Origin of the sequence: Bacillus sp. 196mf, from assembly GCF_003217275.1 — a bacterium.
Taxonomy (GTDB): domain Bacteria; phylum Bacillota; class Bacilli; order Bacillales; family Bacillaceae_G; genus Bacillus_A; species Bacillus_A thuringiensis_S.
Genome location: NZ_QJTG01000039.1, coordinates 1 through 26,699, shown reverse-complemented (window position 1 = coordinate 26,699; position 26,699 = coordinate 1). Strand labels below are relative to the sequence as shown.

Genomic DNA, 26,699 nt, shown 5'->3' with positions numbered 1-26,699 from the left:
ATTTACGTGGTGCTCCTGTTGATTGTCCCATGATTAAGCCATCTAATCCTTTTTCTTTATAAGCATTCACATAATTATAAATCGTTTTTTCAGAACGACCGATCATGTTCATAATTTCTTTTATAGAATAGCCTTGTACATAGAAATAGATCGTTTGATAACGTTCATACATGCGTTTATTTTTAGTCGTTTTCATTGCTACAAGTAGGTTCTCTTTTTCGTTTTGATGTGCATTTGTCATTTGGCTCCGCTCCATTTGTCGATAAGTGTTACGTATATATTTCGACAAATAGTAGCTGTAACCTTTTAATTCAACTTATATAGAATATCTTTTATCTTTAAAATGAAATTTTTTGATAAAGGGGATATAAGTATCTTTATAATGAGTAACCTAGAAAAACAATGTATTATTGTATTTTTTTACTAACTAATTCAGCTTTAAGCGATAAAAACAATGGCTACATGCTAACTGTAAAATATTATCCATATAAAATTATTCCACTTTAATATTTCTGAAAATATAAAAATATTAATTTTATAAATATACACGTTATAATGAGGGCGTCGAGAGAAATTTTATTATCTCTGGAGAAAATATAAAAAATGCGATTACTAGTAAGAAAGGTGTGTGATTAGAGGCGAAATGTATGTAATGTGCTTCAGTGGCTTGTGTAAGCAATATCATCAGTGCTACCGAAGTTATGAAGGTAATGTATAGAATTGAGAAAGAAATGCCTCGCAAATGAAGAGAGGCCGGTTTAGCTAAAATTACTGTTAAAAGTAAAAAAGAGAAACCATTAAAGTAATACACTGTTATTAGAAATGTTGCAACGTATTTATGAAGTCTATTCTATATTGTTCTCTTAAGAGGTCTTTATATAAAGAGCGGATATTACGAGTAAACTTTTTTGTGAACGCTAACAATTATATTAGGACGCTAACTAGCGAATGTTTCAATTTGGATTCATTATGATGAAGGACATACAAAGTGGGGCAACTTGTAAGGAATTCATTTTCCGAAAAGGGAATATTTGTTAGGCGTAAAGAGAGATGTAGGAATAGATACAAGGGGGAGTTATTATATGAACGGGAATACTGCAAAGAAAATAGAAGTTCAAGCTGAAAATACCGCACGAAAAAATGAGCAATATGCAGATCCGAAAAAGTGGCATAAGCAGGATACTACATGGGCACTCAGTCTATTTGGAACTGCAATTGGAGCAGGGGTGCTCTTTTTACCGATTAATGCAGGTTCAGGTGGTTTATTATCTTTACTACTAATTACATTACTTGCATATCCAGTTATGTATTACTCACATAGGGCGCTTGCTAAAATGATATACGCTTCTAATTCTGCTGATGAGGGGATCACAGGTACAATTAGAGAGTATTTCGGAAATAAAGCGAGTATCATTTTTAACATCGTATATTTCGGTTCAATTTATACAATCGTACTAATGTATTCGGTTGCGCTTACAAATACTGCAAGTAGTTTTATCGTGCATCAATTGCACATGCCAGAACCTCCAAGGGCTATTTTATCACTTGTATTAGTTCTTGGTCTTATCGCTATACTAAATTTTGGTCAAGATATTACTGTAAAGGTAATGAGTATGTTAGTGTATCCTTTCATAGTTTCTTTACTTTTTATCGCAATATCTTTAATTCCACAGTGGAATACGTCAATGCTTAGTTTTTCAGCTGTTTCAACTGCTTCAACAGGAACAGGCTATTTTGGAACGATATTGATGATTCTACCAATCATCGTATTCTCATTTAATCATTCACCTATGATTTCATCATTTGTTGTGAAACAGAGAGCTACGTATGGAATCGAAGCCACTGATGCTAAATGTGCGCAAATACAAAAGGTTTGTTATATCATGACATTCGCTGTTGTTATGTTCTTCGTTTGGAGTAGTGCATTGAGCTTGACTCCAGATGATATAAAAATGGCAAAAGAACAAAACTTATCAATTCTTTCATATCTTGCTAATGAGCTTAATTCGCCTGTAATCACTATTGCAGCTCCAATTATTGCTTTTGTGGCTATTACAAAGTCTTTCCTTGGCCATTATATCGGAGCATTTGAAGTAATGCGTGACATGATTATTAAGTTCGGTAAATCACGTGGAAAAGATATTGAAGAAAAAACAATTAAGACAGTAATCCTTACTTTCGTTGTATTATCATGCTGGTTTGTTGCTTATACAAATCCAAGTATTCTTGGACTTATTGATTCTCTAAGCGGTCCTTTAGTTGCTGCTATCTTATGTCTATTACCGATGTATGCGATTCAAAAAGTGCCAGTACTAGCTAAATACAAAGGGAAAATGAGCAACGTATTTGTTATTATTGTAGGTGTACTTACAGTTTTAGCAAGTATTAGGTCATTATTCTAATTCACTACTGTTGGTTTTAGTATCAAAATAGTTGGATCTGAGAAAAGAAGGAGCAAGTTTTGAATAGTTTTTTTCAAAACTTGCTCTTAAAATATTCTAATGAATTAATTTTACAAATAAGTTTATTCATATTAGTCATCTAGCGTTTTGGTTATATACTCATCCAATATTATCAAGACCTAAATCGAGAAATTTTAAATATCAAGCGCCTAACGTATTATATATCCCTAATATGTTAGGCGCTTTTATTTTGGATAATAAATTTTGAACCTGAATTTGAATAGTATCTCTATTTGATGCTTATTTAATATTGTAAAATTTGTATTGAAAATTCGAGGTTTTAAAAGTACCATATACATATTCAAACATTTGAAGATGTATATGGTACTTTTGAAAATTGAGGAAAATTAACGGAGGGATTTCAATGGGAAACGAAATGCAACAATTTAAAGCAGATTTCTTTAAAGCCTTAGCACACCCTTTGCGAATAGGTATCTTAGAATTATTGTCAGAAGGTGAAAAAAGCGTAAACGAAATTCAAGATATTCTAAATAAGGAAGGTTCAGCTGTTTCTCAGCAATTAAGTGTACTACGTTCAAAAAACATTGTTGTTGGTAGAAAAGATGGAAAAAGAGTTTTATATTCTTTACGAGACCCTATTATTGTGGATTTATTGGTGGTTGCACGGAAGATTTTTAACAACCATTTAATCGATACGATTTCAATGTTAGAAGAGCTAGATGGAGCAGAAAGTGAAATGATGGCTAAGGAGGGATAGGTTGAGTATTGAGGTTAAGAAAGAAGATATCATCCAACATGGGATTGAAACATTTCGCTCATTAGGAGCTCATTACGTTTGTGAAGTTTGTATAAAAAGTGGAAATTCTTGTTGTTTTTCATGCCAACATTTACAAGATGGAGTTGGATGTCGAAAAAGAAATACTGCTTGTACAGCTTGGTTATGTGGAATTCAAGGTTTTTTATTTGATCAAATAGGATTACTGGATGAATGGAATCGTTTTTGGAGTGAAATTCCAGGACAAATGTTTCGTAGAGATATTACTCCAGATAAGGTAAGGATTAGATCGTTTATTGATACGAAGAAGCTAGATAGTCGAGCCGGAGAACGTCTAGCAGAAAGATTGAAATCCTATGTACAACAAGGTGGAGATATAGGTGAATTGGAGTGTCATTTAAGTAAAACATATAGTAAATATTAGGGTGGTTTTTCTTTTTGTGAAAAGGACAATTTTCTGTATAAGGGACCGAGAAATACATTTGTAATCCAGATCTATTAAAAATAGAAAAGAAGGGTTTGTAATGAGAAAGTTATTTACAGGAAGGTTTGAAGGATATTCATTAGCACATTTTCAAAAGGATCTTCTTTCAGGAATGATTGTTGGAGTTGTTGCGATTCCACTTGCTATGTCTTTTGCTATTGCCTCTGGTGTTAAGCCAGAGTATGGGATTTATACAACCTGTATTGCTGGAATACTCATTTCACTGTTTGGTGGTTCGAAGTATCAAATTGGAGGACCTACAGGTGCTTTTGTTCCGATTCTTTTAGGAGTTGTAATTACCTATGGATACGAAAATTTACTACTCGCGGGTTTGTTAGCTGGAATTATTTTATGTCTTATGGGAATCTTCAAGCTAGGCTCTTTAATTAAGTTTATTCCACGTCCTGTAACAATTGGTTTTACTTCAGGTATTGCTGTTATTATTTTTACGGGACAAATTGCTAGTTTTTTAGGTTTAACAGGTATAAAAAAGCATGAGGAATTTCTAGCGAATTTGAAGGAACTCTTCACTCATATCAGTACTACCAATTTTTATAGTGTTATAACTGCTTTGATTTGCTTTTTTGTTATACTCATAACACCAAAGATTTTACCAAAAGTGCCTGGTTCATTAGTAGGTGTTGTTATTTCAACTGTAATTGCAACTGTATTTTTCTCAGGTTATGTACCTACTATTGGTACAGCATATGGTACGATTCCAAATACACTTCCTCAGTTTGATATACCAGAAATCACATTAGAACGTATAAAGCAGTTAATTGGTCCTGCATTTGTTATTGCGATGCTCGGTGGAATTGAATCACTTTTATCCGCTGTCGTGGCAGATGGTATGACAAATAGTAAACACAACAGTAACAAAGAGCTTATCGGTCAGGGGATTGCCAATATTGTTACCCCGTTATTTGGCGGAATTCCGGCAACTGGAGCGATTGCACGTACAGCAACTAATATTAAGAGTGGAGCTGTATCTCCGATGGCGGGTGTTATTCACGGAGGATTTGTGTTATTTACACTTCTACTGTTAGCGCCATATGCTTCACATATTCCACTTGCTAGTATGGCCCCGATTTTAATGGTGGTAGCTTGGAATATGAGCGAGCAGAAACATTTTTATCACATACTTAAAATGAAGACGGGAGATTCTCTTGTATTATTGGTAACATTTTTACTTACTGTATTTACTAGTTTAACAACAGCTGTAGAGATTGGTCTTATATTAGCTATTATTTTGTTTACAAAACGTATGAGTAATATGCTTGTCATATCAAAAGTGCTTCCTGATCATACAAAAAGAAATGAAAAATTGCTACCACATGTGGTAAATAAAGCTCATGATTGCCCACAAATTAGCATTTATACAATAGAAGGGCCATTATTTTTTGGGGCTGCTCAAACATTTGAACAAAATATTTTAGCGACTATTCATTATAAACCTAATGTTTTAATTTTACGTATGGGAAAAGTTCCTTTTATTGATACCACAGGAGAGTCTTACTTTAGGAATATTGTTCAGCACTTCAAAAAACAAGGTGGCGTACTTCTTATTTCTGGAATTCAATCAGAGCTAAAAGCCAATCTAGATAAGAATGGATTGTACGCTGAGATTGGGGAAGAAAACTTTTTTAATCATACCGGAGAAGCAATTAATTGTGCTTTAGGACATCTGAATACAAAAAAATGTATAGGGTGTAAGCATTTTGCTTTTCATGAATGTACAGGGCTTTCTCAGCAATCTCAGGAAATCAATACAATAAAGAATAAAGAAAATGCATTAGATTTTTAAAAATTTCACTTCACATACAAAGTTTGTTTGAGTTAATCCACTTTTTTAATCATTTTATTAAAAAAGTAGAGAAGAAGAAAGTTTGCTTTGGAGAATGTGGAGAAGATTTTTTACAAGGTGTGAACAAGTAGTTTTTTTTATACATTCAACAAATAAGTATCAAACAGCAAGAAGAGAATATTTTCCCTACATTTAAACGAAAAACGGAAATTAAAAATAATATTTATTTAATAGAATAAACGAAAACGAGTGGAGGAAATAAAAATATGCCTAATTTACCAAATTGTCCAAAATGTAATTCAGAATACACTTACGAAGATGGGAATCTTTTTGTTTGTCCAGAATGTGCTCATGAGTGGACTTTAGAATTAGAAGCTGAAAATAGTGAAGATACAAAGGTAATTAAAGATGCAAATGGAAATATTTTAAACGATGGTGATTCTGTAACAGTAATTAAAGATCTTAAAGTAAAAGGAACTTCATCAGTTGTAAAAATTGGTACAAAAGTAAAGAGTATCCGATTAGTTGATGGAGATCATGATATTGATTGTAAAATTGATGGTTTTGGAGCTATGAAATTAAAATCTGAATTCGTTAAAAAGGTATAAATACAAATTTTGTTACATCAAAATTAGTTTGAAGTTAATGAATATACACTGTTTTTCAGCTGTACCCCGTGCCCGACAACTTAAGAATTTCGAATTACCCTGAAATGATAAAATGAACTTTTTGGTTATGATTCAGCAGATTTTTTTTGAGTACCATGAAATTTTAGCTTGCTAGCGATATAGTACTGCCGAAATATTTGAAATAGCTATAAGACTATTCTTTCGATGGTATGATGAAAGATGTGGAAAAGGAATAGGAATAGGTCTCAATCAGACCTCAATATTAATCTTCACCATTAGCAACAAAAAACCACCTCTCATAAAGGTGGTTTTTCAGTATTAATATATTTTAACTATTCACGTCTAAATGGACCTTTTGGAGCAATAAGCTCTAAATTAGTACCATCTGAATCGGGGAAGTAGACAACTCCTGTACCAAATCCAGTTTTCTAGCCGTCTTCTTGAAAGATAATTGGTTCGTCATCTGGGTGCTATCCTATGCCCATCAAGCTAACAAAATGGATTGCCTCTGAAACAAAAAATGATTTTTATTACTATAAAAAACGTAAAGTATCTGTTTTTAGAAAAAATTAATTTTTATAAATTGATGGAGATATAACTCAATTCTTTTATATATGTAGTTAAATATGATTGTCAGAATGAACTTAAAGTAATTATGATTTCTAGAAATACGAACTGATGTTTTGAATTGGTTTAAAGTTGCTGGAACAAAATAAAACCAATTGAGCAAAAAACTTGCAAAAATAAAAAGAGAGATGTATATTAATTGATGTATCAATAATTGATACATCAATTAATATTTTAACAAGAAAGAAAAGGAATATTTTATGAAGGAAATGTTCGTAAATATCAGTGGAGAAGAACGCAAAATACTTATTCATGTTCTATTACAGATGCAAAAAAATGTAGAGAATATTAAAGAATAGAGAGTGTAGGGGGCAGAATAGTGTGGAAATAATCGCAGCTATTTTAGTCGGGATCGTAGCATTAGAACATTTGTTTATCATGATCCTTGAAATGTTTTTTATTGATTCAAAAGTAGCGAAACGTGCTTTCAAATTACCGAAGTATTTAGAAGGAGATCGAAACGTAGCCATTATGTTTGCAAACCAAGGTTTATATAATGGATTTTTAGCGGCTGGTCTCATTTGGGGACTTGTACTTGGGCTCAATCCAATTGGTTATATGGTCCAATTATTTTTCGTGATTTGTGTGGTGATAGCAGCTATTTTCGGAGGTTTCACATCTAATAAATCAATTATTGTGAAACAAGGACTTCCAGCTGTTTTAGCATTGGTTGCCCTTTTATGTATAATATAGAATCAAAGTTTTTCAATAAAAGAACTCATTTTTGAAAAGAATACGCTATTCTTTCTTTAGAATTATAGGAAAGGATGGCGTTTTTGTATGTCTATTTCTATATGTAGTGAATTATAATTATTCTCTCAAGGGACTCAACTGCTTTTCAGCTTTTGGATATATTTTCATCCATCTTTGTTTCCTCCTATTGTTGGATAGTGTAATAATTGATAAAAATTTTGATGAAATTGGATTATAGCGATTGATCAAAAAAGTTAGTGATTAAAAATATTATTCTTTAGTACATACATTTTTAAGATGTTAAATATATTTCATAATAGTCTCTGTAAGATAGGGATAAGTAGAATAGTACTTTTTATAACTTTGAATGTCATTCATAATAGCACCAGTAAGAAGAAAACAAGCTTTACGGTACTACTAGTTACCAAAGATGTTACAGTAGTTTATTTAGAATCAGATTGATTGAAAGGTTGTACTATATGGCCTAATAATTTCGAAAAAATGTCGGTGTGGCATAAAATAATTATGGAGGTTAAAGATATGAGTACTTCAAATTTGAATGAAATAAGTAAACAAATTTTAAAAGAGGAGGAAACACTTCAATTTTCCTCTTTTACAAATGAAGATGCCTTGCAACTAGGTTTATTTATCGTTGAAACAGCAAAGCGAGAGGGGAAATTGATTGCTGTTGATATAACGAAAAATGGTGTGCAATTATTTCATTTCAAGATGACAGGAACAAATGAGGAAAATACGAAATGGATTGAGCGTAAAAAACGAGTCGTTTCCCTGCATGATCGTAGCTCGTATTATATGCAGATACAAAGTGAAATAACTGGGGTCTCCTATAATGAAAAATATCTTTTAGATACTTCAGAATACGCTGCGTTTGGTGGATGTTTTCCTATCAGAATAAAAAACGTAGGGGTTATTGGAATGATAACAGTTTCAGGATTACCACCAGAAGAAGATCACGAATTGGTAATAAGGGCAGTTAAAAATCATTTGAAGCAATAGTAAAAATAAATGTGATGGTTAAGTAAAAGCCAAGAATGAACATATTATTGTTCGTTTTTGGCTTTTTATTATTTTTTCTTATAGTCGGCTAAGAGGGTTCTTTTACAGGTAGTACTTAATTTTGCAATGTTCTTTAAATTGCATCGTTTTGTTCGAGTGAGCGAAATTGCTGTAATTGAAGATGCTCTAAATTAATGTGAAATTTGGTGATTAAAGTAGCTACATTTCATATTTGTGTAAATATGAAACAAGCAGGATACATGAATAGAGAATGGGTAAAATAGTACCGAATGATGATTAGATTTTATGAATGATGTTATAAGGCTTTTTTTAGGAAAACTGAAGGAAGCAGTGTGTTTAGATTTAGAATGACTGGCAATGGGTGCTAGGAAGTTCAATGATTCAAAAATGAACTCATTTAAACGTATACTATCTTCGAGATGTATCATTTTGAAGAATATTAAAACTTAGGAGGAACGGAATTATGACAAAAGATTTCTATACTGCACTGAAAGAAAGACGTACTTACTATGGGATTAATAAAGAGGTACAAGTATCGGATGAAAAAATTAAAGAAATCGTGGAGTTTGCTGTGAAATATACTCCATCCGCTTTCAATTCTCAAACTGCACGATTAGTTGTATTATTTGGTGAAGCTCATGATAAATTATGGGATATTACCACTGAAACATTAAGAAAAGTAGTTGGAGATGGAGACTTTTCAGGAACGCAACAAAAAATGGATTCTTTTAAAGCTGGTTATGGAACAGTATTATTCTTTGAAGATGAGGCTATCGTTAAATCGCTTCAAGAAAAGTTTGCTGCATATGCTGAAAACTTCCCAATTTGGTCACACCAAGCATCAGGTATGCACCAATTAGTCGTGTGGACAGGTTTAGAAGCAGAGGGATTAGGGGCATCATTACAACATTATAATCCATTAATTGACGATGAGGTAAAACAAGAATGGAATGTCCCTGCTAATTGGAAACTAATTGCACAAATGCCATTTGGTAATCCAACAGCTGCACCAGGTGAAAAAGAATTCCAACCACTTGAAGAGCGTGTGAAATTTCATAAGTAATATTCGAATGTAATAATACGGTCTAGCTATAGTAGAGTTATTCGCTCTTTTTCGGGAAAGGGCCATGCTATTGATGAAATCGGAAAAATACTATTATATAAAAAAAGAACAAGGCGATCATTTTTGATTGCCTTGTTTGACATTTGTACAATTAATCTACGCATTAAGCTAACAGCATGAATCATTATTTATATTATCGGGTTATTGTTACCAAACGTTTTTCAACACTATTTTTCCTATTGCTTTATTCGACTCCAAATGATCATGTGCTTGTGCAACTTCATCAAACGTAAAAGATTTAGAATCTAGCAATGGACGAAGTTTTCCTTCTTCTACAATTTGCGTTATTTTCGTTAAGATTTCTCCGCAATCATTACGCTTATCTGTATGTAATATTTTTAACGCCATAAAAGTAACGTGCAGAGAGAGTCCTTTTGCGTGTAAAGGAGAGAGGTCATGGGTTGAACGAGCTGCAATAGTTACGACAGTTCCATTGACCGCAGCAGCTTCAAAAGAATGATCAAGATTCTTGCCGCCTACTGTATCAAATATAACTTCAAATCCGTTTCCATTCGTATGTTTTTGTACATATTCTTGAACAGATTCTTCTTTATAATTAATAGCTATATCGGCTCCTAAACGATGGGCTATTTCCATTTTGTTTTGCTGAGAAGCTGTTGTGAAAACTTTAGCGCCTGCCCATTTAGCTAGTTGAATGGCTACGTGTCCTACGCCACCAGTAGCTCCATGAATGAGAACATTTTGACCAGGTTTAATATTTGCACGATCAAATAAAGATTCCCAAGCTGTAATTGCAACTAATGGTAGAGCAGCAGCTTCTTCCATTGTTAAATTGTTAGGTTTGTGAGCAATTAATCGTGCATCAGCAAGCATAAATTCTGCAAGTGCACCTCCAGTTTCTTTAAAACCTCCGGCACATCCGTATACTTTATCCCCTGATTTGAATTTCGAAACACCTTCTCCTACTTCAATAACAATACCAGCTACATCGCCGTGTAATATAGCTGGAAACTCAGGAGCGACGGCTGAAACGGCACCACTACGCATTTTTGTATCGATTGGATTTACACTTGTTGCTTTTACATCGATTAGAACATGACCTGGTAAAAGTTTTGGTTTTGAAACTTCTTCTAATTGAAATACAGATGAATCCCCAAAAGAATGGATAATTTGTGCTTTCATAGTTTATACCTCCTGTTTGTGGTTATAGCATAGCAAAGTACGGAAAATAAGTATAATATTTTGAATTTTGTTAGTGAGAATTTTATATAGAGAAGGGGAAAGTACGTGAAATAATGTAACGTACTTGCGAAAGCAATTGTAAAGCTTTATGAAGAAAGGGTAGATGTTATTTTTGCAGCATGATTTATTCATTATGTTTATCCCGCTATTTGCCGGGCAGTAAGACCCCCGCCTCAAAATTCAGCGAAAGCAAAGAAGTTAGGTGGGAGTTGGGCTGCTCGTAAAAGCCCGATTGGTGAAGGCTAATAATCAGTGGGGATGAACAAAACCTCCACTGATTAAAGTTTCACTTTATTCGGAGCGACAGGGGATTTAGCGAAACGCAAAATTTACCCTGCTTTATATAAACTATTTAGTAATCAAAATATACCAAAATCTATTTCGATTATCGGTATTGGCAGAAGGGCAATGTCAGATGTGGAATTTCAAACAAAGGTGGAACAATCCCTTGCTACATTTTCTAGAATATCTTCTGATGACGAATCAGGAGTAGAAGAATTTATTAGCACATTTCGTTATTGTCAATTAGATACAGCGAATATAGTGGGCTATCAAGATTTACTGAGCCTTGTAAAAAAGCGTGAAACAGAATTAAATATTTCTGAAAACCGTATGTTTTATCTATCTGTTGTACCAGAAGTATTTGATGTGATTGCTTTAAATATTAAAGAGAGTGGATTGTGGACTACAAAAGGATTAAACCGTCTTATTATAGAGAAGCCTTTTGATTATAATGTAACGTCTGCTCGCGAGTTTAACCGGAAATTAATTGAAGATTTTGATGAAACTGATATTTATTATATCAATCATTATCTTTGAAAATGAATGGTAACCAGGAATACACTTAGAAAAGTATTACAAAATAAATAGTATTTAATTCAAGACATTTTTATTGACGATAATAATTTATGTGGTTAATATACTAGACATAGGATTACTTAATTACTAAAAGTAATTAGATATAAAATATTTCGTTAAGTTCTATAAATAAGTAAGTTGCAGTAGAAATGCTTTGAATTGCCACTATTAATATTGGGGACAATGAGAGAGCGAAAGGTATAAAAAGAATTGGAATTAGATAACTCTTTGTTTTTTATAAAAACAGGAAGTATAAGAGTATGAGCTTCTGTACAATTCATTTTTAGTATATTGACGAGGATTATACAACAAGAGGGGGACTGAACTTGGAATCAATGACCTTTGTTTTATTTGGAGCGACAGGGGACTTAGCGAAACGCAAAATTTACCCCGCGCTATATAACTTATATAGAGATCAAAAGCTTCCAAAGCAAATATCTGTTATCGGGCTTGGAAGACGTCAAGTATCTCATGAAGATTTTCAAGAAAGAATAAAAGAATCAATAGAGACGTTTTCTCGTCAGAGGGAAGAAGGTACTCCGGAACTGGAAGGTTTTTTAGATAATTTTCGCTATTGTCCATTAGATGTGAGTAAGCCGGAAGACTATGAGAGATTATTACAAGTCGTTCGTGAAAGGGAAGAAGAACTACATATAAAAGGTAATAGAATGTTTTATCTTTCCGTTGCTCCTGAATTTTTCGAGACGATTGCTTTAAATATTAAGGAAAGCGGACTTGATAAAACGGATGGATGGAAACGTCTGATGATTGAGAAACCATTCGGGCACGACCTTACATCTGCTCGTGAGCTGAATGATAAGCTTAGTCGCACGTTTGAAGAAGACGAGATATACCGTATTGATCATTATTTAGGTAAACCGATGATTCAAAACCTTGAAGCGCTAGAATTTGCAAATCCTGTTCTCCAGTCGATTTGGAATAAAGAACATATAGCGAATGTACAAATCACAGCTAGTGAAACAGTTGGGGTTGAAGAAAGGGCAGGATATTATGACCAGGCAGGAGCCATTCGAGATATGGTTCAAAATCATATGTTACAAATATTAATGATGACTGCTATGAATCTGCCGGAAAAGGTTAATGCGTGTGAAATTCGAGAGGAAAAACGAAAAGTAATGGAGACGCTTCGTAAAGTGAAAAAAGAAGACGTTCAAAACCATATCGTTCGCGGTCAATACGCTTCAGGAGAGATAAAAGGCGGGCAAGTTGTAGCATATAAAGAGGAACCAGGAGTAAATCCTTCTTCTAACATAGACACATTTGTTGCTGCTCGCTTGTGGATCGATAATCCGTTTTGGACTGGCGTTCCATTTTATATACGAACAGGAAAACGAATGAAAGAAAAGTCTACTCGTATTGTAATCGAATTTAAAAATACGTTAAAACAGCAATATCAAGATAATAATCCAAATGCAGAACCTAACTTATTAATAATTGAAATTAGCCCAGGTGAGAACGTTTCATTACAGTTAAATAGTAAAAATCCATTGAAAAATGGAGAAATTGAACCGATGCGTATTAACTTTACTTGTGACCAGGCGGATGTGGGAGTACCTGAAGCGTATGAGAGACTCATTCATGATGCTGTGAGTGGAGACGCTACATTCTTTGCACATTGGAGAGAAGTTGAATTGTCATGGGAATGGGTACAACCAATTCTTGAAGCGTTCGAGGAAAACTTATTACCGCTTCATGAATATGAGTCTGGTTCATATGGTCCAGAAGCGTCTAATGAACTGTTGCAAGAAAGTGGATTTAAATGGTGGTTAGATCAAGAGACGGAAAAATAAGTACTTTCTTTCATGAAAGCATTTAGGGAGACGATTACTATGACACAAAACATAAATCAATTAGCAGTGAATACACTTCGTACGTTATCGATTGATGCTATTAATGCGGCAAACTCAGGTCATCCGGGTCTTCCGATGGGAGCAGCACCAATGGCTTATGCATTATGGGCGAATCATTTAAATTACAATCCTAATCACCCAGAATGGTTTAACCGTGATCGTTTCGTTTTATCGGCGGGACATGGATCTAGTCTGTTATATAGCCTGCTTCATTTAGCTGGATATGATGTTTCAATTGATGACTTGAAAAACTTCAGAAAGTTAAATAGTAAAACACCAGGACATCCTGAGTTTGGTCATACTTCTGGAGTCGAAGCGACGACAGGCCCGTTAGGACAAGGGATTGCCAATGCTGTCGGAATGGCAATGGCAGAAGCGCATTTAGCGGCGAAGTTCAATAAGGATAGTCACTCTATTATAAATCACAATACGTACGCTTTAGTCGGAGATGGTGACTTAATGGAGGGTGTCGCTTATGAAGCGATGTCAATGGCAGGACATATGAAACTTGGCAAGTTAATTGTACTGTATGATTCAAATGAAATTTCACTTGATGGTGAATTAGGCATTGCTTTCTCTGAAGATATTCAGAAAAGGGCAGAATCTGTACATTGGCAATATGTAAGAGTTGAAGATGGAAACGATGTCGATGCTATTACAAAAGCTATTCAATCAGCGAAAGAAAATACGGATCAACCTACTCTTATAGAAATTAGAACTATTATAGGTTATGGAAGTCCAAAAGTTGCTGGAACGAACAAAGCACATGGTAATCCGCTTGGCGTAGAAGAGGCAACAGCGACAAAACAAGTGTATGGTTGGGATTATGAGGAAGATTTCTTTGTACCTGAAGAAGTAAAAGCTCATTTTAATGAACTGAAACAAAAAGGTATTGAAAAAGAAAATGACTGGAATGAGCAGTTCAACTCATACAGAGAGTCGAACCCTGCACTAGCAGATGAATTAGAAAAAGCGATTACAGGTGATGTTTTAATTGAAGCGAAAGACATTCTATCCTTTGATATTGAAAAAACGATTTCCACTCGTGTTGCAAGTGGGGAAGCTATTAATCATTATGTGAAATCGATTCCTTCTATTTTCGGTGGAAGTGCAGATCTTTCTCATTCCACTATGACAGATATAAAAGGTGAAGCTGTGTACGCGGTAGAATCGTATGCTGGACGAAATATATACTTCGGTGTACGTGAACATGCAATGGGCGCGGCAGCGAATGGACTGGCTCTCCATGGAGGAGTAAAACCTTTCGTAAGTACATTCTTTGTATTTAATGATTACCTTCGTCCATCGATTCGACTGGCTGCACTGCAAAATTTACCTGTTACTTACGTATTTACACATGATTCGATTGCTGTAGGAGAAGATGGTCCAACGCATGAACCAATTGAACAATTGGCAGCGCTTCGAGCAATTCCTGGTCTAACAGTTATCCGTCCGTCAGATGCAAATGAAACAGCAAGTGCTTGGGCGTATGCTTTACAGCAAACGGATGGTCCAGTCGTTTTAGTACTGAGCCGTCAAAATTTACCGGTGTTTAATGAAACGAAAGCGAACATAGAGAATCTCTCTAAAGGAGCTTACGTATTAACACAAACAAATGAAAATCCGGATGTAATTTTAATTGCGACAGGTTCTGAAGTATCCTTAGCTGCTAGTGCGAAAGCAAAATTAGAAGAAGAACAAGTTTCTGTTCGCATCGTTGCAATGCCGAGCTGGGAGTTATTCGATCGCCAATCGAACGAATATAAAGAATCCGTTCTTCCGTCTTCTGTAACGAAACGAGTATCTCTTGAGATGGGTGTATCTCTAGGTTGGGAACGTTATGTAGGACAAGAAGGAAAAGTACTATCAATTGAAACATTTGGAGCTTCAGGAACTGGAGCTGAAGTCATGAATCTATTTGGATTTACGACAGAAAATGTTGTTCAAATTACAAAAAATGTGTTGAATTCTTAAGCTATGACTGTGAATACCTTTCTGTACATACTAACATTTCAGTGCTGAAAGGTATTCCAGATTGTAGTGATATGGATTTTTAATAAAAGATGATTTGAGGAGGAATTATATTATGCAAGTAGGATTAATTGGGTTAGGTAAAATGGGATTAAATTTAGGGAAAAATTTAATGGATCATAAACATGAAGTAGTAGCATTTGATTTAAATACGAGCGCAGTAGAAGAAATGAAAGAGTACGGGGCAACGGGTACATCTAGTTTAAGTGAACTTGTTCAGTCATTACAATCACCAAGAATTCTTTGGGTAATGGTACCACACGCTGTTGTTGATTCTGTTATTGATGAGGTTACACCACTTTTATCAAAAGGAGATATTTTAATTGAAGCTGGTAATTCACATTATAAAGAGTCTATCCGCCGATATGAGCAATTAAAGAAAGATGGCATTCACTTTATGGATGCAGGAACTTCTGGCGGAATGGAAGGCGCTCGTAATGGTGCTTGTTACATGATCGGAGGAGATCAAGAAGCTTGGGACATCGTTGAACCTATCTTCCGCGATACTGCTGTAGAAAATGGATTCTTATATGCTGGAAAAGCTGGTAGTGGTCACTTCTTAAAAATGGTTCATAACGGAATTGAATACGGTATGATGGCTGCTATTGGTGAAGGATTTGAGATTCTAGAGAAAAGTGAATTTGACTACGATTATGAAAAAGTATCAAGAGTATGGAACAACGGTTCAGTAATTCGTTCTTGGTTAATGGAATTAACAGAAAATGCATTTTCTAAAGATGCAAAACTGGATGAAATTAAGGGTGTTATGCATTCTTCTGGTGAAGGAAAATGGACAGTAGAAACAGCATTAGACCTTCAAACAGCAACTCCTGTTATCGCAATGTCTCTATTAATGCGCTACCGCTCATTAGACAATGATACATTTACAGGAAAAGTTGTAGCAGCTCTGCGCAATGAATTTGGCGGACATGCAGTAGAAAAGAAATAAAGTGAAACTTTAATAAATAGGGGCTTTATTCCATACCAATCGGGCTTTTACGGGATAAGCATATTAAACATGTAACTCATCAACGTTTAAAAACTGGAGGGAATTGATCATGAAATTTTTTATTGATACTGCAAATCTTGAGGACATAAAAAAAGCATATAAACTTGGAGTTTTAGCTGGTGTTACAACGAATCCTTCTTTAGTAGCAAAAGAGGGCGTTAAGTTTGAAGACCGTATCGCAGAAATTTGTCAGGCAGTACCTAAAGTTGAGTCTGTTTCGGCAGAAGTAACTCCAGATGCTGTTACAGCTGAAGAAATGATTGCTCAAGCAGAAGAATTAATTAAAATTAACGGTGGCGATAAAAACGTCACGATAAAACTTCCAATGACGCTAGCAGGATTAGAAGCTTGTCGCTATCTTACTGAAAAAGGTGTGAAAACGAACGTTACACTTATTTTCACTGTGAACCAAGCACTTTTAGCTGCTCGAGCGGGTGCAACGTACGTTTCTCCATTTTTAGGACGCTTAGATGATATTTCTGAAGATGGTGTATTATTAGTTGCTAAAATTGCTGAATTATTCGATGTTCATCAATTAGATACACAAATTATTGCGGCTTCTGTCAGACATCCAGATCATGTAACTCGTGTAGCGATGGCAGGTGCTCATATTGCAACAATTCCTTATAAAGTAATTGAACAACTTGCTATGCACCCATTAACAGACCAAGGTATTGAGAAGTTTGCTGCGGATTGGGCGAAAGCTCCTAAATTATAATGCATGAAAGTGAAGGTGCTTTCCGAAAATTGCTTTTCATGAGAGGACAAATCCTAAGTAACTTCATCGTTTAAACTGGATCCTGAGTTTGTAGTCTTACTACGTGAAAACAGCAGAGAAGAAAGTGTCATTCACTTTTAAAAAAGGAAAAATTGATCGCGCGAAGCATTTATCACAATAACATTATAATTATTAAAGAGAAATCCCCTTATTAGAGAGATGAGTTATAGTGTATCTCTAATAAGGGAGATTCTTTTTATATAAATCATTATGATGTGAAGATGCTTTTAAGTGTATAGCAATATGTAAAGGTATCTTTTACTCAAGTAAGAACTATATAGGTTCTTTTAATTATATAGTAATTATGAAAGGGTTTACATAAAGGGGGATTGAGTATGAATATGTACCTTTTAATGATTACATTATTATCAATCGTAATTGTTATTTTAGGGGTGTCGTGGTGGAGATGGCATGCGTTTATTAGTTTAACGGTTGCAAGTTTGTTTTTAGCAATTATGTCTGGAATGCCAATGGATAAAATAGTGAGTGCTTATGAAACAGGAGTGGGAAGTGTTCTAGGGCATTTAGTAGGTATTTTAGTATTAGGTACAATTTTAGGGAAAATGATGGCAGAGTCAGGTGCTGGAATGCAAGTGGCAGAGTTCTTTATTAAATCCTTTGGGATAAAAAACTTACCATGGGCTATGTTAATTGCAGGTTTTATTATTGGAATCCCGGTGTTTTTTGAAGTAGGCATTTTAATATTACTGCCGTTAGTAATTTCAATTCATAAAACAACGAAACAAAATATTTTATTAATAGCATTACCAGCAATTGCTGGGCTATCTGTCGTGCACGGTCTTGTTCCTCCGCATCCAGGGGCCATAGTTGCAATTGGTATTTATAAAGCGAATCTTGGGAATGTACTAATGTATTCACTCATTATTACATTTTTTGCAGCGATTATTGCAGGTCCTATATTTGCGAAATGGATTCACAAACGTGTAATTCCTGAAAATGAGCCAGAATTGATTCGTGTAAATACAAAATCAACGAAATTACCAGGAATAGGAGTTTCATTTTTAGTTATATTGTTACCTGTTATGTTAATGGTTTTAGCTGCAGCAGCTCCTTATGTGCCTCTTTCTAATACTTTGATGAAGATTATCACATTAATCGGTAGTCCTATCATTGCACTATTGATTGCATGTTTTGCGGCGTTCTATTTTCTTGGATTTCGTCAAGGTATCGATAAAAAAGCTATTAAGAAGATAACAGAAGATAGCTTATTACCAATCGGTTCAATTGTTGCGATTATTGGTGCCGGCGGGGGTTTTAAGCAAATTCTTATCGATAGTGGGGTAGGGAATGCTATTGCTCAAATGTCTGAACATTTAGCTCTATCTCCAATTGTATTAGCATTTATAGTAGCTGGTTTAATTCGAATTGCGACAGGGTCAGCGACAGTCGCCTTAACAACAGCAGCGGGTATCGTTTCGCCAATCGTTGAAAATACAACAGGTGTGAACTTAGAGTTACTCGTTATTGCAACAGGTGCAGGAGCATTAATGTTTTCACACGTAAACGATGCTGGTTTTTGGATGGTAAAAGAATACCTAGGGTTAACAGTGAAAGAAACATTTAAAACATGGACGGTATTAGAAACGTTACTTTCATTTATCGCTTTTGGAGGAGTTTTACTACTCGATATGTTTGTTTAAAATAAGGATATTTTTATATGAATGTAGAGAGATAACTTTAGCACATAACGTTATGAATAGATAAAATAAATGTATTTTTATGGTTCTTATATTATTAGGATACTATAGGGATTTTTTGTTAGGAGGAAGAAATGGTGAGCTCAAAATATATGATTGGTGTAGACATTGGGACAACTAGTACAAAATCAGTTCTATTTTCTACTGATGGATCTGTTATTGCTAGTCATGGAATTGAATATCCTTTATATTCTCCTACGCCTGAAACAGCGGAACAAGACCCAGAAGAAATTTTTCGTGCAGTAATAAATACGATTAAAGAAACTATACGATCAAGTAGTGTACAGCCAAGTGATATTCTTTGTGTCTCTTTTAGTTCGGCAATGCATAGTCTCATTGCTGTAGATGAAAAGGGGAATCCATTAACGGGATGTATTACTTGGGCAGATAATAGAAGTGCAAGCTGGGCGGAGAAAATAAAGAATGATATGAATGGTCATGAAATTTACCTTCGTACTGGCACACCAATTCATCCTATGTCACCGCTTTCGAAATTAGTTTGGCTACAGAATGAGAAGGCAGAGTTATTCGCAAAAAGTTATAAATTCATTTCTATTAAAGAATATGTTTTTTACAAGTTATATAAAGAGTATGTAATTGATTATTCTATAGCGTCAGCGACAGGGATGTTTAATTTGAAATCTTTAAAATGGGATGAAGAGGCTTTACATGTTGCGGGAATTACAGATGAAAAGCTTTCTAAACTTGTTCCAACAACGCACAGTTTAACAGGATTAGATGAAGAGCTTGCCAAAGAGATGAATGTACTTGTTTCTACGCCTTTTGTAGTAGGAGCGAGTGATGGAGTACTATCTAATTTAGGTGTAAATGCAATAGATCCTGGCGTTGTGGCTGTTACCATTGGTACAAGCGGTGCGATACGTGCTGTAACAGATCGTCCTGTAACAGATCCGAAAGGTAGAATTTTTTGTTATGCGTTAACTGAAGACCATTGGGTAATCGGTGGACCAGTAAATAACGGCGGTATGATTTTCAGATGGGCTCGTGACCAATTAGGCACTTCAGAGATTGAACTTGCGAAGCGTTTAGGGAAAGATCCATATGAAGTACTTACTGAAATAGCGGCAAAAGTGAATCCTGGATCTGACGGTTTATTATTTCACCCGTATTTAGCAGGGGAAAGAGCTCCTTTATGGAATGCAAATGCACGAGGATCTTTCTTTGGACTCGGATTGCATCATAAGAAAGAACATCTTATCCGTGCTGTTTTAGAAGGAGTAATTTATAACTTGTATACCGTTCTTCTCGCTTTAAAAGAGTTAATTGGCGAACCGAAAAAAATTCAAGCGACAGGCGGCTTTGCAAGGTCGGAACTTTGGAGACAGATGATGGCGGATATCTTCCATCAAGACGTATATGTTCCGGAAAGTTTTGAAAGCTCTTGCTTAGGAGCTGCAATCCTCGGTTTATATAGTTTAGGTGAAATAGATACATTATCCGTAGTTTCTGAAATGGTAGGTGCAGATTTTCATCATGAGCCAAACATGGAAAGTGTGGAAAAATATAAAGATTTAACGCCAATCTATATTCGTCTGTCCCGTCAATTGGAAGAAGAATATGAAAGTATAGCAGCGTATCAAAAAAAGTGGGTTTAAAAGCTATTTACCAAGAAAATATGGTAACGTATAAAGAAGTACTCCGATTTTTTTGGATACTCTTTCAACATAAAATATTTTAAGAAGCATGATGAACGTAAAATATAGGGAGAGAGGGTTATGAAAATGAAGGATAACAAAGAGTTTATTGGATATGTTGGAACTTACACGAAAGAAAATAGCGAAGGAATATATAAGTTTACTTTAGACACAGAAGCAAAAAAAATTAGTAATGTAACACTTGCCGCTAAGCTGGATAACCCTACATATGTAACGATTAACCAAAATAATGAATATCTCTATTCTGTTGTTAAGGAAGGCGAATCTGGCGGTGTAGCTGCGTATTCCATTGATAGTCATACTGGAGAACTAAAAGCGAGAAATAGACAAGTAGTAGAAGGTGCTTCTCCTTGTCATATTAGTGTTGATAGTGGAAATCATACAGTAGTTACAGCGAATTACCATAAAGGAACGATTGAGTCTTTTGAAATAAATGAAGAAGATGGAACTGTAAATCCTGCTTCATCTATTATGGCGCATGAAGGTTCAGGTCCGAATAAAGAAAGACAAGAAAAACCACATGCACATTACGCGGGGTACACTCCTGATGAAAAATATGTAGTGGGCGTTGATTTAGGGATAGATAAAATAATTACGTATGAAGTAAAAGATAGTACATTAATAGAAGTGAATCGTTTATCTGTAAATCCAGGAAGTGGTCCAAGACATATTACTTTTCATCCGAATGGAAAGTATGCGTATGTGATGACGGAGCTTAGTTCAGAGGTTATTGTGTTAACATATAATCCTGCAGAAGGATCCTTTACAGAATTACAGTATATTTCTACTGTTCCAGAACAATTTGATGAAAATAATCAAGGAAGTGCGATTCATATTTCTTCTGACGGCCGTTTTGTATATGCAGGTAATCGTGGTCATAATAGTATCGCTGTTTATAGCGTAGATCAAAATTCAGGTCAGCTTACATTTGTTGAACACACATCTACAGAAGGAAATTGGCCAAGAGACTTTGTATTAGATCCTACTGAAAAGTTCCTTGTTGCTACAAATGAAAAGTCACATAATCTTGTGTTATTTTCAAGAGATGAATCTACAGGTAAGTTAACACTTTTACAATCTGATGTTGTTGTGCCAGAGCCTGTTTGTGTGAAGTTTTTAAATATATAATTTTAGATGCCTAAACAAAAGCAAAGCGATATCGCTTTGCTTTTTATTATTTCTTTTTCGGTCTACGTACTAATTCGCCGCCGCAGTTTGGACAAACGTTATGTCTTTCTTCTGTACATGGTGCGCAAAATGTACATTCATATACACAAATGTATGCTTCAGAATCTTGTTCGAGCGATTGATCGCAAATTTGACAGTTTGTTTTCATTTCTAGTGCCATAATAAGTCTCCTTTTTAGTTAGAAAATTTATAATTTAATTATAATTCATTAAATAGAAATAGTCCTTTTCAATTGAAAGGAAATCGAATGATAAAGTTATGAATTGAAACGAAAGATGCTGGTTTATTTTAAAATTGATTATTTATTACAGTTGGAATATTATGAAATAGTCAAAAGACAACAGGGGGTATAGATTTTGACTAATCATAACGATCATTTAAAAGCAAACTGCGAAAAATGCTTCGGTCTATGTTGCGTTGCATTACCGTTCGCAGCATCGGTAGATTTTGCAGTGAATAAAGATGGTGGTAAACCATGTTCCAACTTACAATCAGATTTTAAATGTAGTATACATAAAAATCTTAGAGGAAAAGGTTATAAAGGTTGTACAGTATTTGAGTGTTTCGGTGCTGGACAGAAGATTTCTCAGGGTACGTTTAAAGGGATTGGTTGGCGGAAAGATGCAAAGCATGCAAGAAAAATGTACGATGCTTTTCCAGTTATGCATCAACTTCATGAAATGCTTTGGTATTTGAATGAGGCGATTCTTTTAAAGGCAACACAGCCAATTCATAAAGAGCTGGAGAACGCAATTGAGGAGACAGAGCGACTTTCGAATTTAAATCCAGATGAGTTAATGAAAATAAATGTTCCAATGCATAGGGCAGAGGTGAACATTCTTCTTTTAGAAACGAGCGAATTAGTATGGAAGGAAATGAATACTGCGCGTAAGAAACGAATCATTCACCGCGGAGCAGACCTTATGGGAGCGAATCTGAAAAAGAAAAATTTACAAGGTGCAAATTTAAGAGGAGCTTACTTAATTGCGGCTAACTTAAATGGTGCAGATTTAAGAGGGGCAGATCTCATCGGAGCAGATTTGCGAGATGCAGATATTCGCGGGGCTGATTTTACTAATAGTATTTTTCTGACGCAAGTTCAAGTTAATGCTGCTAGAGGGGACAAACATACGAAATTACCGAAATTATTGTCTCGTCCATCGCATTGGAGTGCGTAAAGAGTGAGGAGTATTTAGTGTGGAGATATTTCAGTATTTAGAAGAGATGCAAGAGGATGTCTTTTCGTTAGCAGTAGAGCAAATAGAAGCGAAGTATTATGATATATACCGATTTGTATTGGTTTTCACGACCAAGATCCAATAATGCGAACAGGCAGAGACTAAGAATCTCTGCCTGCTTTTTATTTCTTTTCAAAAGTAGTAATTAAAACGCTACATATAATAAGAATACCACCAATAAAAAAGTTACTATTTAATGTTTCATTTAAGAGCAACCAACCAAGTAACGATCCAACGATAGGTTGGAAGAAGAAAAATAAGGAGCCGATGCTTGCATCCAGTAATTCTAATCCTTTATTCCAAAGGAAAAAGGCACCTGCTGTTGAGACGATTCCTAAGTATAATATGCCTAATATTACGTACGTATTTACTGTTCCGATAGAGGCCGCTTGTAGCTCCCATATCATAAAAGGTGTAATAAAAAAGAGTGAAAAGAAAATTGCGTACGTTGTAATAACTAAGGATGAAAATTGGATTGAAGCGATTTTTACATAAATAGATAGTAAAGCCCACGTAATAGCGGCTCCAACTAAAATGATTGTTCCGATAAAATAGGAGCCGATTTCAATATCCCATCCGATTACGATAATGACACCGATTGTCGCTATTATAGTAGATAAAAGTCTACGAGCAGTTAGTTTTTCTTTCAAAATGAGCGCTGCAAATATAACCATAAATGCAGGTGTAGCTGATGTAACTAACGAGCCTGTATGAGCGTCGGATAATTTTGTTCCGATAAATTGGCATGTGATCGAAATGAAATAGCCGATAAATCCAATCCAAGCAAATAGGAGCCAATCTTTTTTGCGAATGGTTACTTTTTTTTTTTGCTTTTTCTCAGCCAGTTTCAAAATGCCATATAAAACAACAAAAGCGATAATAAAGCGTAGCCAAACGAGTGTTAGTGGTGGGATAAAATCGAGTACGTATTTGCTAACAACATACATACCGCCCCATATACTTGCTGCTAGTGATAAGTATATAGCTCCTAAAATTGTTTGTTTCATTTGAAATACCTCCGTCTATTTTTAGGGTAATATGAGCTCCCTAAGACGAGGCATAGTGTATGTGCTAAATGAATGCCCGTCTTAGTTTATAGACGGCCTACAGGTTGATCGTTTTCGAATGAAGTGTTGTAGTACATGAGTGCATTCCTCCTTCATAATTTTATAATGATATTATAACTTAATTTTCAGTTTATTGGAGGTTCTTATGAAATATATCGTTATAAAATCACATGTTAGCAATTATCCTAATCCAATTCGCTTAGAAGAGAGGGGTGTAGTGAAAATGATAGAGAGTTACGTTGGTCCAGAAGACTGGGAAAACTGGATGTTTTATCACGAAGAGAAGTATAACTGGAAAGGATGGGTTTGGTGAGAAGGAACAGATGATGAGAAGGGCTGGACACCAAAGGAAAACTTACAAAAATATTAGTAATACTATTTGTTTAATAATTAGGACACATATTTTTTGTTTGTGAGTATATTGGTTGTAGAGTAAAAAGTAGATTAATAGAGAAAGAGGAGGAGATTGTAATAACTAGAACCGTTATTTCTCATTTTTATAACGAAGAGTATTTACTACCATGGTGGCTTATGCATCACACGAAACTGTTTGATCATGGTATTTTAATTAATAAAGGTTCAACAGATCGTTCCGTTGAGATTTGTAAAAAATTCGCACCGCATTGGGAAGTGCGAGATTCTGTAAATCCAAAGTTTGATGCATATGCGACAGATCATGAAGTGATGAGGATAGAACAAGAAGTACAAGGATGGAAAATGGTTTTAAATACGACTAAGTTTCTTTGCATGCAAGATAAAAATCAGTTTTGGAAATCACTAAATGAATTGGGAGGGAGGATGTATTGGCTGGACGGGCTTATTATGGTTGATGATCCTAACTACAACTATCCGGACCTTAACTTTGGAATACCTTTAATGAAACAGCGATTTCATGGTTATTTACCAGAAGATTGGCCGTCATGGAGAAGAGGTAGATCTATTCATAATCATGAACATGGAAGTTATACGGTTGGAAGACATCTATCCGCGCATGAATCTATGATTTATCCGCCCCTTGCTTGTATATTATGGTTTGGATTTAGTCCGTGGAACGATGTGATGAGAAAGAGAAAGTTACAAATTGGTCCGACTCTTTCTGAAGCTAGTAAGCATGGGGGAATGGGGACGCACCATATTATTACGCCGGAAAGATTAGAAGAATGGTATAAGGAATTAGCGAGAGGAACAAAGGATTTACGTTTTAGTGATGCATATCGTTATGTTTTTGTATAAATGATTTCCACCATAAAATTGTTTCTTCTATTCCTGTATTTAAATCGTATGTTGGTTTCCAGTTTACTTCAGTTTTTAAACGTTCTACACTAACGCCGACAAATAAAGGTTCATCCTTAGAGAAAGGAATCGCGTCTAGTTTAATTAAATGTTCTTTTCCTATTTTTTTAGCGATGATAGAAGCTAGTTCTTTAATTTGTACAGATTGACCTGAAGCGATATTGATGGTGCCTGTAACGCCATGTTCTAATATTGTTACGAGAGCGTCAGCGACGTCACTCACATGGAGGAAATCTCTCGATTGTTTTCCATGTGTACATAGTGCTTCCTCATTTTTTAATAAGGAAGTGATAATGTTAGAAACGAGCCGATTACCTTGTTCGTAAGGTCCATACATATGAAAAATGCGGCTCCAACACATGCTGAGGCCTGTTTGTTGTGCATACGTTTCTAACCAGGAGTGCAGTGTGTTTTTACATAATGAATACGGGGTTTTATAAGAAAGAAGCGGCGAATCTTCAAATAATACGCCGTTAAACCATTCATATTCTGCGCCAGTACCTGCAACGACAACACGCTTTCCGCCGTATGTTGTGAAGTATTGAATCAATGAAATACTAGACTTTAGCCAATAGTAATTATTAATAGATACATAGCATGCTGGTGGCACTGCTTCCCAAGCAAGGTGAATGAGATGGCTAGGCTGAACGTCGGAAATGAATTGTTTTACTACGTCATCGCGAAGCAAGTTTACTTTATGCCAATGGCAAGGGAGGTGAGAGGATTTATTTTTATTATACGTGGCGTGCACTTCATATCCCTTTTGTATAAGTGAATGTACAACATATTTACCTATCCAGCCACTACCACCTGTTACAACAACTTTCTTCATGGCTCGATCACCTCAACTTCTGGAACCGTCACTAAAAATTTACCGCCCCATTCACGAATGAAAGAGCATTCTTTCATAATTTCGTCTTTCAAATTCCAAGGAAGTATAAGAATGTAATCTGGTTTTGTACGTTTAATTTCTGCTGGAGATTTTATTGGAATACGAGTTCCTGGTAAAAGGAGATTTTGTTTGTGAGGATTTTTATCTACTGTATAAGCTAGAAATTCTTTACCTATCCCGCAATAATTCAAAAGGGTGTTTCCTTTAGCTGGAGCACCGTAACCGATAATTTGTTTGTTTAAAGCTTTCGCTTCAATAAAAAACTTTAAAATATTTATTTT

General features: G+C 35.1%; 25 protein-coding genes and 2 pseudogenes. 20 read left to right on the top strand and 7 right to left on the bottom strand.

All coding sequences use genetic code 11. The annotated features are described in order from the left end of the window. On the bottom strand, positions 1–241 hold a 241-nt coding region (locus ATL10_RS28030; protein WP_181419325.1), incomplete at its 3' end, for a terminase gpP N-terminus-related DNA-binding protein. Positions 242–1,082: 841 nt separating this feature from the next. On the opposite strand from ATL10_RS28030, the gene ATL10_RS28025 reads away from it, so the two are divergent. The 5 genes from ATL10_RS28025 to ATL10_RS28005 all read left to right on the top strand — a co-directional run bounded on the left by ATL10_RS28025 (position 1,083) and on the right by ATL10_RS28005 (position 6,094). Continuing rightward, entirely contained in the window at positions 1,083–2,402 is a 1,320-nt protein-coding gene (locus ATL10_RS28025) for an aromatic amino acid transport family protein (protein ID WP_098251457.1), read from the top strand. A 424-nt stretch (positions 2,403–2,826) separates the two neighbouring features. Then, complete coding sequence (locus ATL10_RS28020) at positions 2,827–3,180, top strand: ArsR/SmtB family transcription factor (protein ID WP_000526189.1); 354 nt, start codon at positions 2,827–2,829, stop codon at positions 3,178–3,180. Position 3,181: 1 nt separating this feature from the next. Then, the gene (locus ATL10_RS28015; protein WP_000021461.1) at positions 3,182–3,622 is read left to right on the top strand and encodes a hypothetical protein; all 441 of its coding nucleotides are present in this window, start codon (positions 3,182–3,184) and stop codon (positions 3,620–3,622) included. A 100-nt stretch (positions 3,623–3,722) separates the two neighbouring features. Next, positions 3,723–5,486 carry a SulP family inorganic anion transporter gene (locus ATL10_RS28010; RefSeq protein WP_070756814.1) on the top strand — a complete coding sequence of 588 codons (1,764 nt, stop codon included), beginning with the start codon at positions 3,723–3,725 and terminating at the stop codon, positions 5,484–5,486. A 266-nt stretch (positions 5,487–5,752) separates the two neighbouring features. Next, positions 5,753–6,094 (top strand): zinc ribbon domain-containing protein YjdM, encoded by a 342-nt coding sequence (locus tag ATL10_RS28005; protein ID WP_001133198.1) that lies wholly within the window; start codon positions 5,753–5,755, stop codon positions 6,092–6,094. Between the two features lie 353 nt (positions 6,095–6,447). Here ATL10_RS28005 and ATL10_RS28000 read toward each other — a convergent pair. Continuing rightward, positions 6,448–6,582, bottom strand: a pseudogene (locus ATL10_RS28000) (VOC family protein); the annotation flags it as partial. A gap of 481 nt (positions 6,583–7,063) precedes the next feature. On the opposite strand from ATL10_RS28000, the gene ATL10_RS27990 reads away from it, so the two are divergent. The 3 genes from ATL10_RS27990 (at position 7,064) to ATL10_RS27980 (ending at position 9,536) form a co-directional block, all read left to right on the top strand. Next, positions 7,064–7,435: a DUF1304 domain-containing protein gene (locus tag ATL10_RS27990; protein ID WP_110497947.1), complete on the top strand. Its 372-nt coding sequence runs from the start codon at positions 7,064–7,066 to the stop codon at positions 7,433–7,435. A gap of 501 nt (positions 7,436–7,936) precedes the next feature. Then, positions 7,937–8,452, top strand: coding sequence for a heme-degrading domain-containing protein (locus ATL10_RS27985; RefSeq protein ID WP_100910103.1), 516 nt, complete (start codon positions 7,937–7,939; stop codon positions 8,450–8,452). A gap of 484 nt (positions 8,453–8,936) precedes the next feature. Then, entirely contained in the window at positions 8,937–9,536 is a 600-nt protein-coding gene (locus tag ATL10_RS27980; protein ID WP_000158938.1) for a nitroreductase family protein, read from the top strand. 207 nt (positions 9,537–9,743) lie between these two features. Here the strand turns inward: ATL10_RS27980 and ATL10_RS27975 are convergent, their stop codons facing one another. Beyond that, positions 9,744–10,739, bottom strand: coding sequence for a zinc-dependent alcohol dehydrogenase family protein (locus ATL10_RS27975; protein ID WP_048568355.1), 996 nt, complete (start codon positions 10,737–10,739; stop codon positions 9,744–9,746). Between the two features lie 363 nt (positions 10,740–11,102). Here ATL10_RS27975 and ATL10_RS27970 point away from each other — a divergent pair. The 8 genes and pseudogenes from ATL10_RS27970 to ATL10_RS27935 form a co-directional block, all read left to right on the top strand. Next, positions 11,103–11,618: pseudogene (locus tag ATL10_RS27970) on the top strand (glucose-6-phosphate dehydrogenase); the annotation flags it as partial. Positions 11,619–11,983: 365 nt separating this feature from the next. Beyond that, positions 11,984–13,468, top strand: a complete 1,485-nt coding sequence (gene zwf / locus ATL10_RS27965; protein WP_016512522.1) for a glucose-6-phosphate dehydrogenase — start codon at positions 11,984–11,986, stop codon at positions 13,466–13,468. Positions 13,469–13,507: 39 nt separating this feature from the next. Further along, positions 13,508–15,502, top strand: a complete 1,995-nt coding sequence (gene tkt, locus ATL10_RS27960; RefSeq protein WP_000193055.1) for a transketolase — start codon at positions 13,508–13,510, stop codon at positions 15,500–15,502. Between the two features lie 112 nt (positions 15,503–15,614). Beyond that, a complete protein-coding gene (gene gnd / locus ATL10_RS27955) occupies positions 15,615–16,508 on the top strand; it encodes a phosphogluconate dehydrogenase (NAD(+)-dependent, decarboxylating) (protein ID WP_001195925.1) in 894 nt (297 codons plus the stop codon). Between the two features lie 109 nt (positions 16,509–16,617). Further along, on the top strand, positions 16,618–17,286 hold the full coding sequence (gene fsa / locus ATL10_RS27950; RefSeq protein WP_000667692.1) for a fructose-6-phosphate aldolase: 669 nt from the start codon (positions 16,618–16,620) through the stop codon (positions 17,284–17,286). A 395-nt stretch (positions 17,287–17,681) separates the two neighbouring features. Beyond that, positions 17,682–19,007: a gluconate permease GntP gene (gene gntP / locus ATL10_RS27945; RefSeq protein WP_001057636.1), complete on the top strand. Its 1,326-nt coding sequence runs from the start codon at positions 17,682–17,684 to the stop codon at positions 19,005–19,007. 131 nt (positions 19,008–19,138) lie between these two features. After that, on the top strand, positions 19,139–20,680 hold the full coding sequence (gene gntK, locus ATL10_RS27940) for a gluconokinase (protein ID WP_000254948.1): 1,542 nt from the start codon (positions 19,139–19,141) through the stop codon (positions 20,678–20,680). A gap of 120 nt (positions 20,681–20,800) precedes the next feature. After that, entirely contained in the window at positions 20,801–21,868 is a 1,068-nt protein-coding gene (locus ATL10_RS27935; protein ID WP_000782225.1) for a lactonase family protein, read from the top strand. 46 nt (positions 21,869–21,914) lie between these two features. On the opposite strand, the gene ATL10_RS27930 is transcribed toward ATL10_RS27935, so the two are convergent. Beyond that, positions 21,915–22,088: a DUF1272 domain-containing protein gene (locus ATL10_RS27930; protein ID WP_001162788.1), complete on the bottom strand. Its 174-nt coding sequence runs from the start codon at positions 22,086–22,088 to the stop codon at positions 21,915–21,917. 196 nt (positions 22,089–22,284) lie between these two features. Between ATL10_RS27930 and ATL10_RS27925 the strand changes: the two genes are divergently transcribed. Together ATL10_RS27925 and ATL10_RS32035 are read left to right on the top strand one after the other, a co-directional pair. Further along, a complete protein-coding gene (locus ATL10_RS27925) occupies positions 22,285–23,106 on the top strand; it encodes a pentapeptide repeat-containing protein (protein ID WP_110497945.1) in 822 nt (273 codons plus the stop codon). Between the two features lie 19 nt (positions 23,107–23,125). Then, complete coding sequence (locus ATL10_RS32035) at positions 23,126–23,251, top strand: hypothetical protein (RefSeq protein WP_254904540.1); 126 nt, start codon at positions 23,126–23,128, stop codon at positions 23,249–23,251. Between the two features lie 37 nt (positions 23,252–23,288). Here ATL10_RS32035 and ATL10_RS27920 read toward each other — a convergent pair whose 3' ends face one another. Next, a complete protein-coding gene (locus ATL10_RS27920) occupies positions 23,289–24,173 on the bottom strand; it encodes a DMT family transporter (protein WP_000814761.1) in 885 nt (294 codons plus the stop codon). 205 nt (positions 24,174–24,378) lie between these two features. Between ATL10_RS27920 and ATL10_RS31435 the strand changes: the two genes are divergently transcribed. Beyond that, on the top strand, positions 24,379–24,546 hold the full coding sequence (locus ATL10_RS31435) for an SH3 domain-containing protein (protein WP_000875292.1): 168 nt from the start codon (positions 24,379–24,381) through the stop codon (positions 24,544–24,546). A 107-nt stretch (positions 24,547–24,653) separates the two neighbouring features. Then, a complete protein-coding gene (locus tag ATL10_RS27915) occupies positions 24,654–25,466 on the top strand; it encodes a glycosyltransferase family 2 protein (protein WP_110497943.1) in 813 nt (270 codons plus the stop codon). On the opposite strand, the gene ATL10_RS27910 is transcribed toward ATL10_RS27915, so the two are convergent. Continuing rightward, positions 25,435–26,358, bottom strand: a complete 924-nt coding sequence (locus ATL10_RS27910; RefSeq protein WP_000758373.1) for an NAD-dependent epimerase/dehydratase family protein — start codon at positions 26,356–26,358, stop codon at positions 25,435–25,437. The two genes, ATL10_RS27915 and ATL10_RS27910, sit on opposite strands and share 32 nt — an antisense overlap. Then, a partial coding sequence (locus ATL10_RS27905) for a methyltransferase C-terminal domain-containing protein (RefSeq protein ID WP_346763355.1) occupies positions 26,355–26,699 on the bottom strand: 345 nt, incomplete at its 5' end. The genes ATL10_RS27905 and ATL10_RS27910, both read right to left, overlap by 4 nt.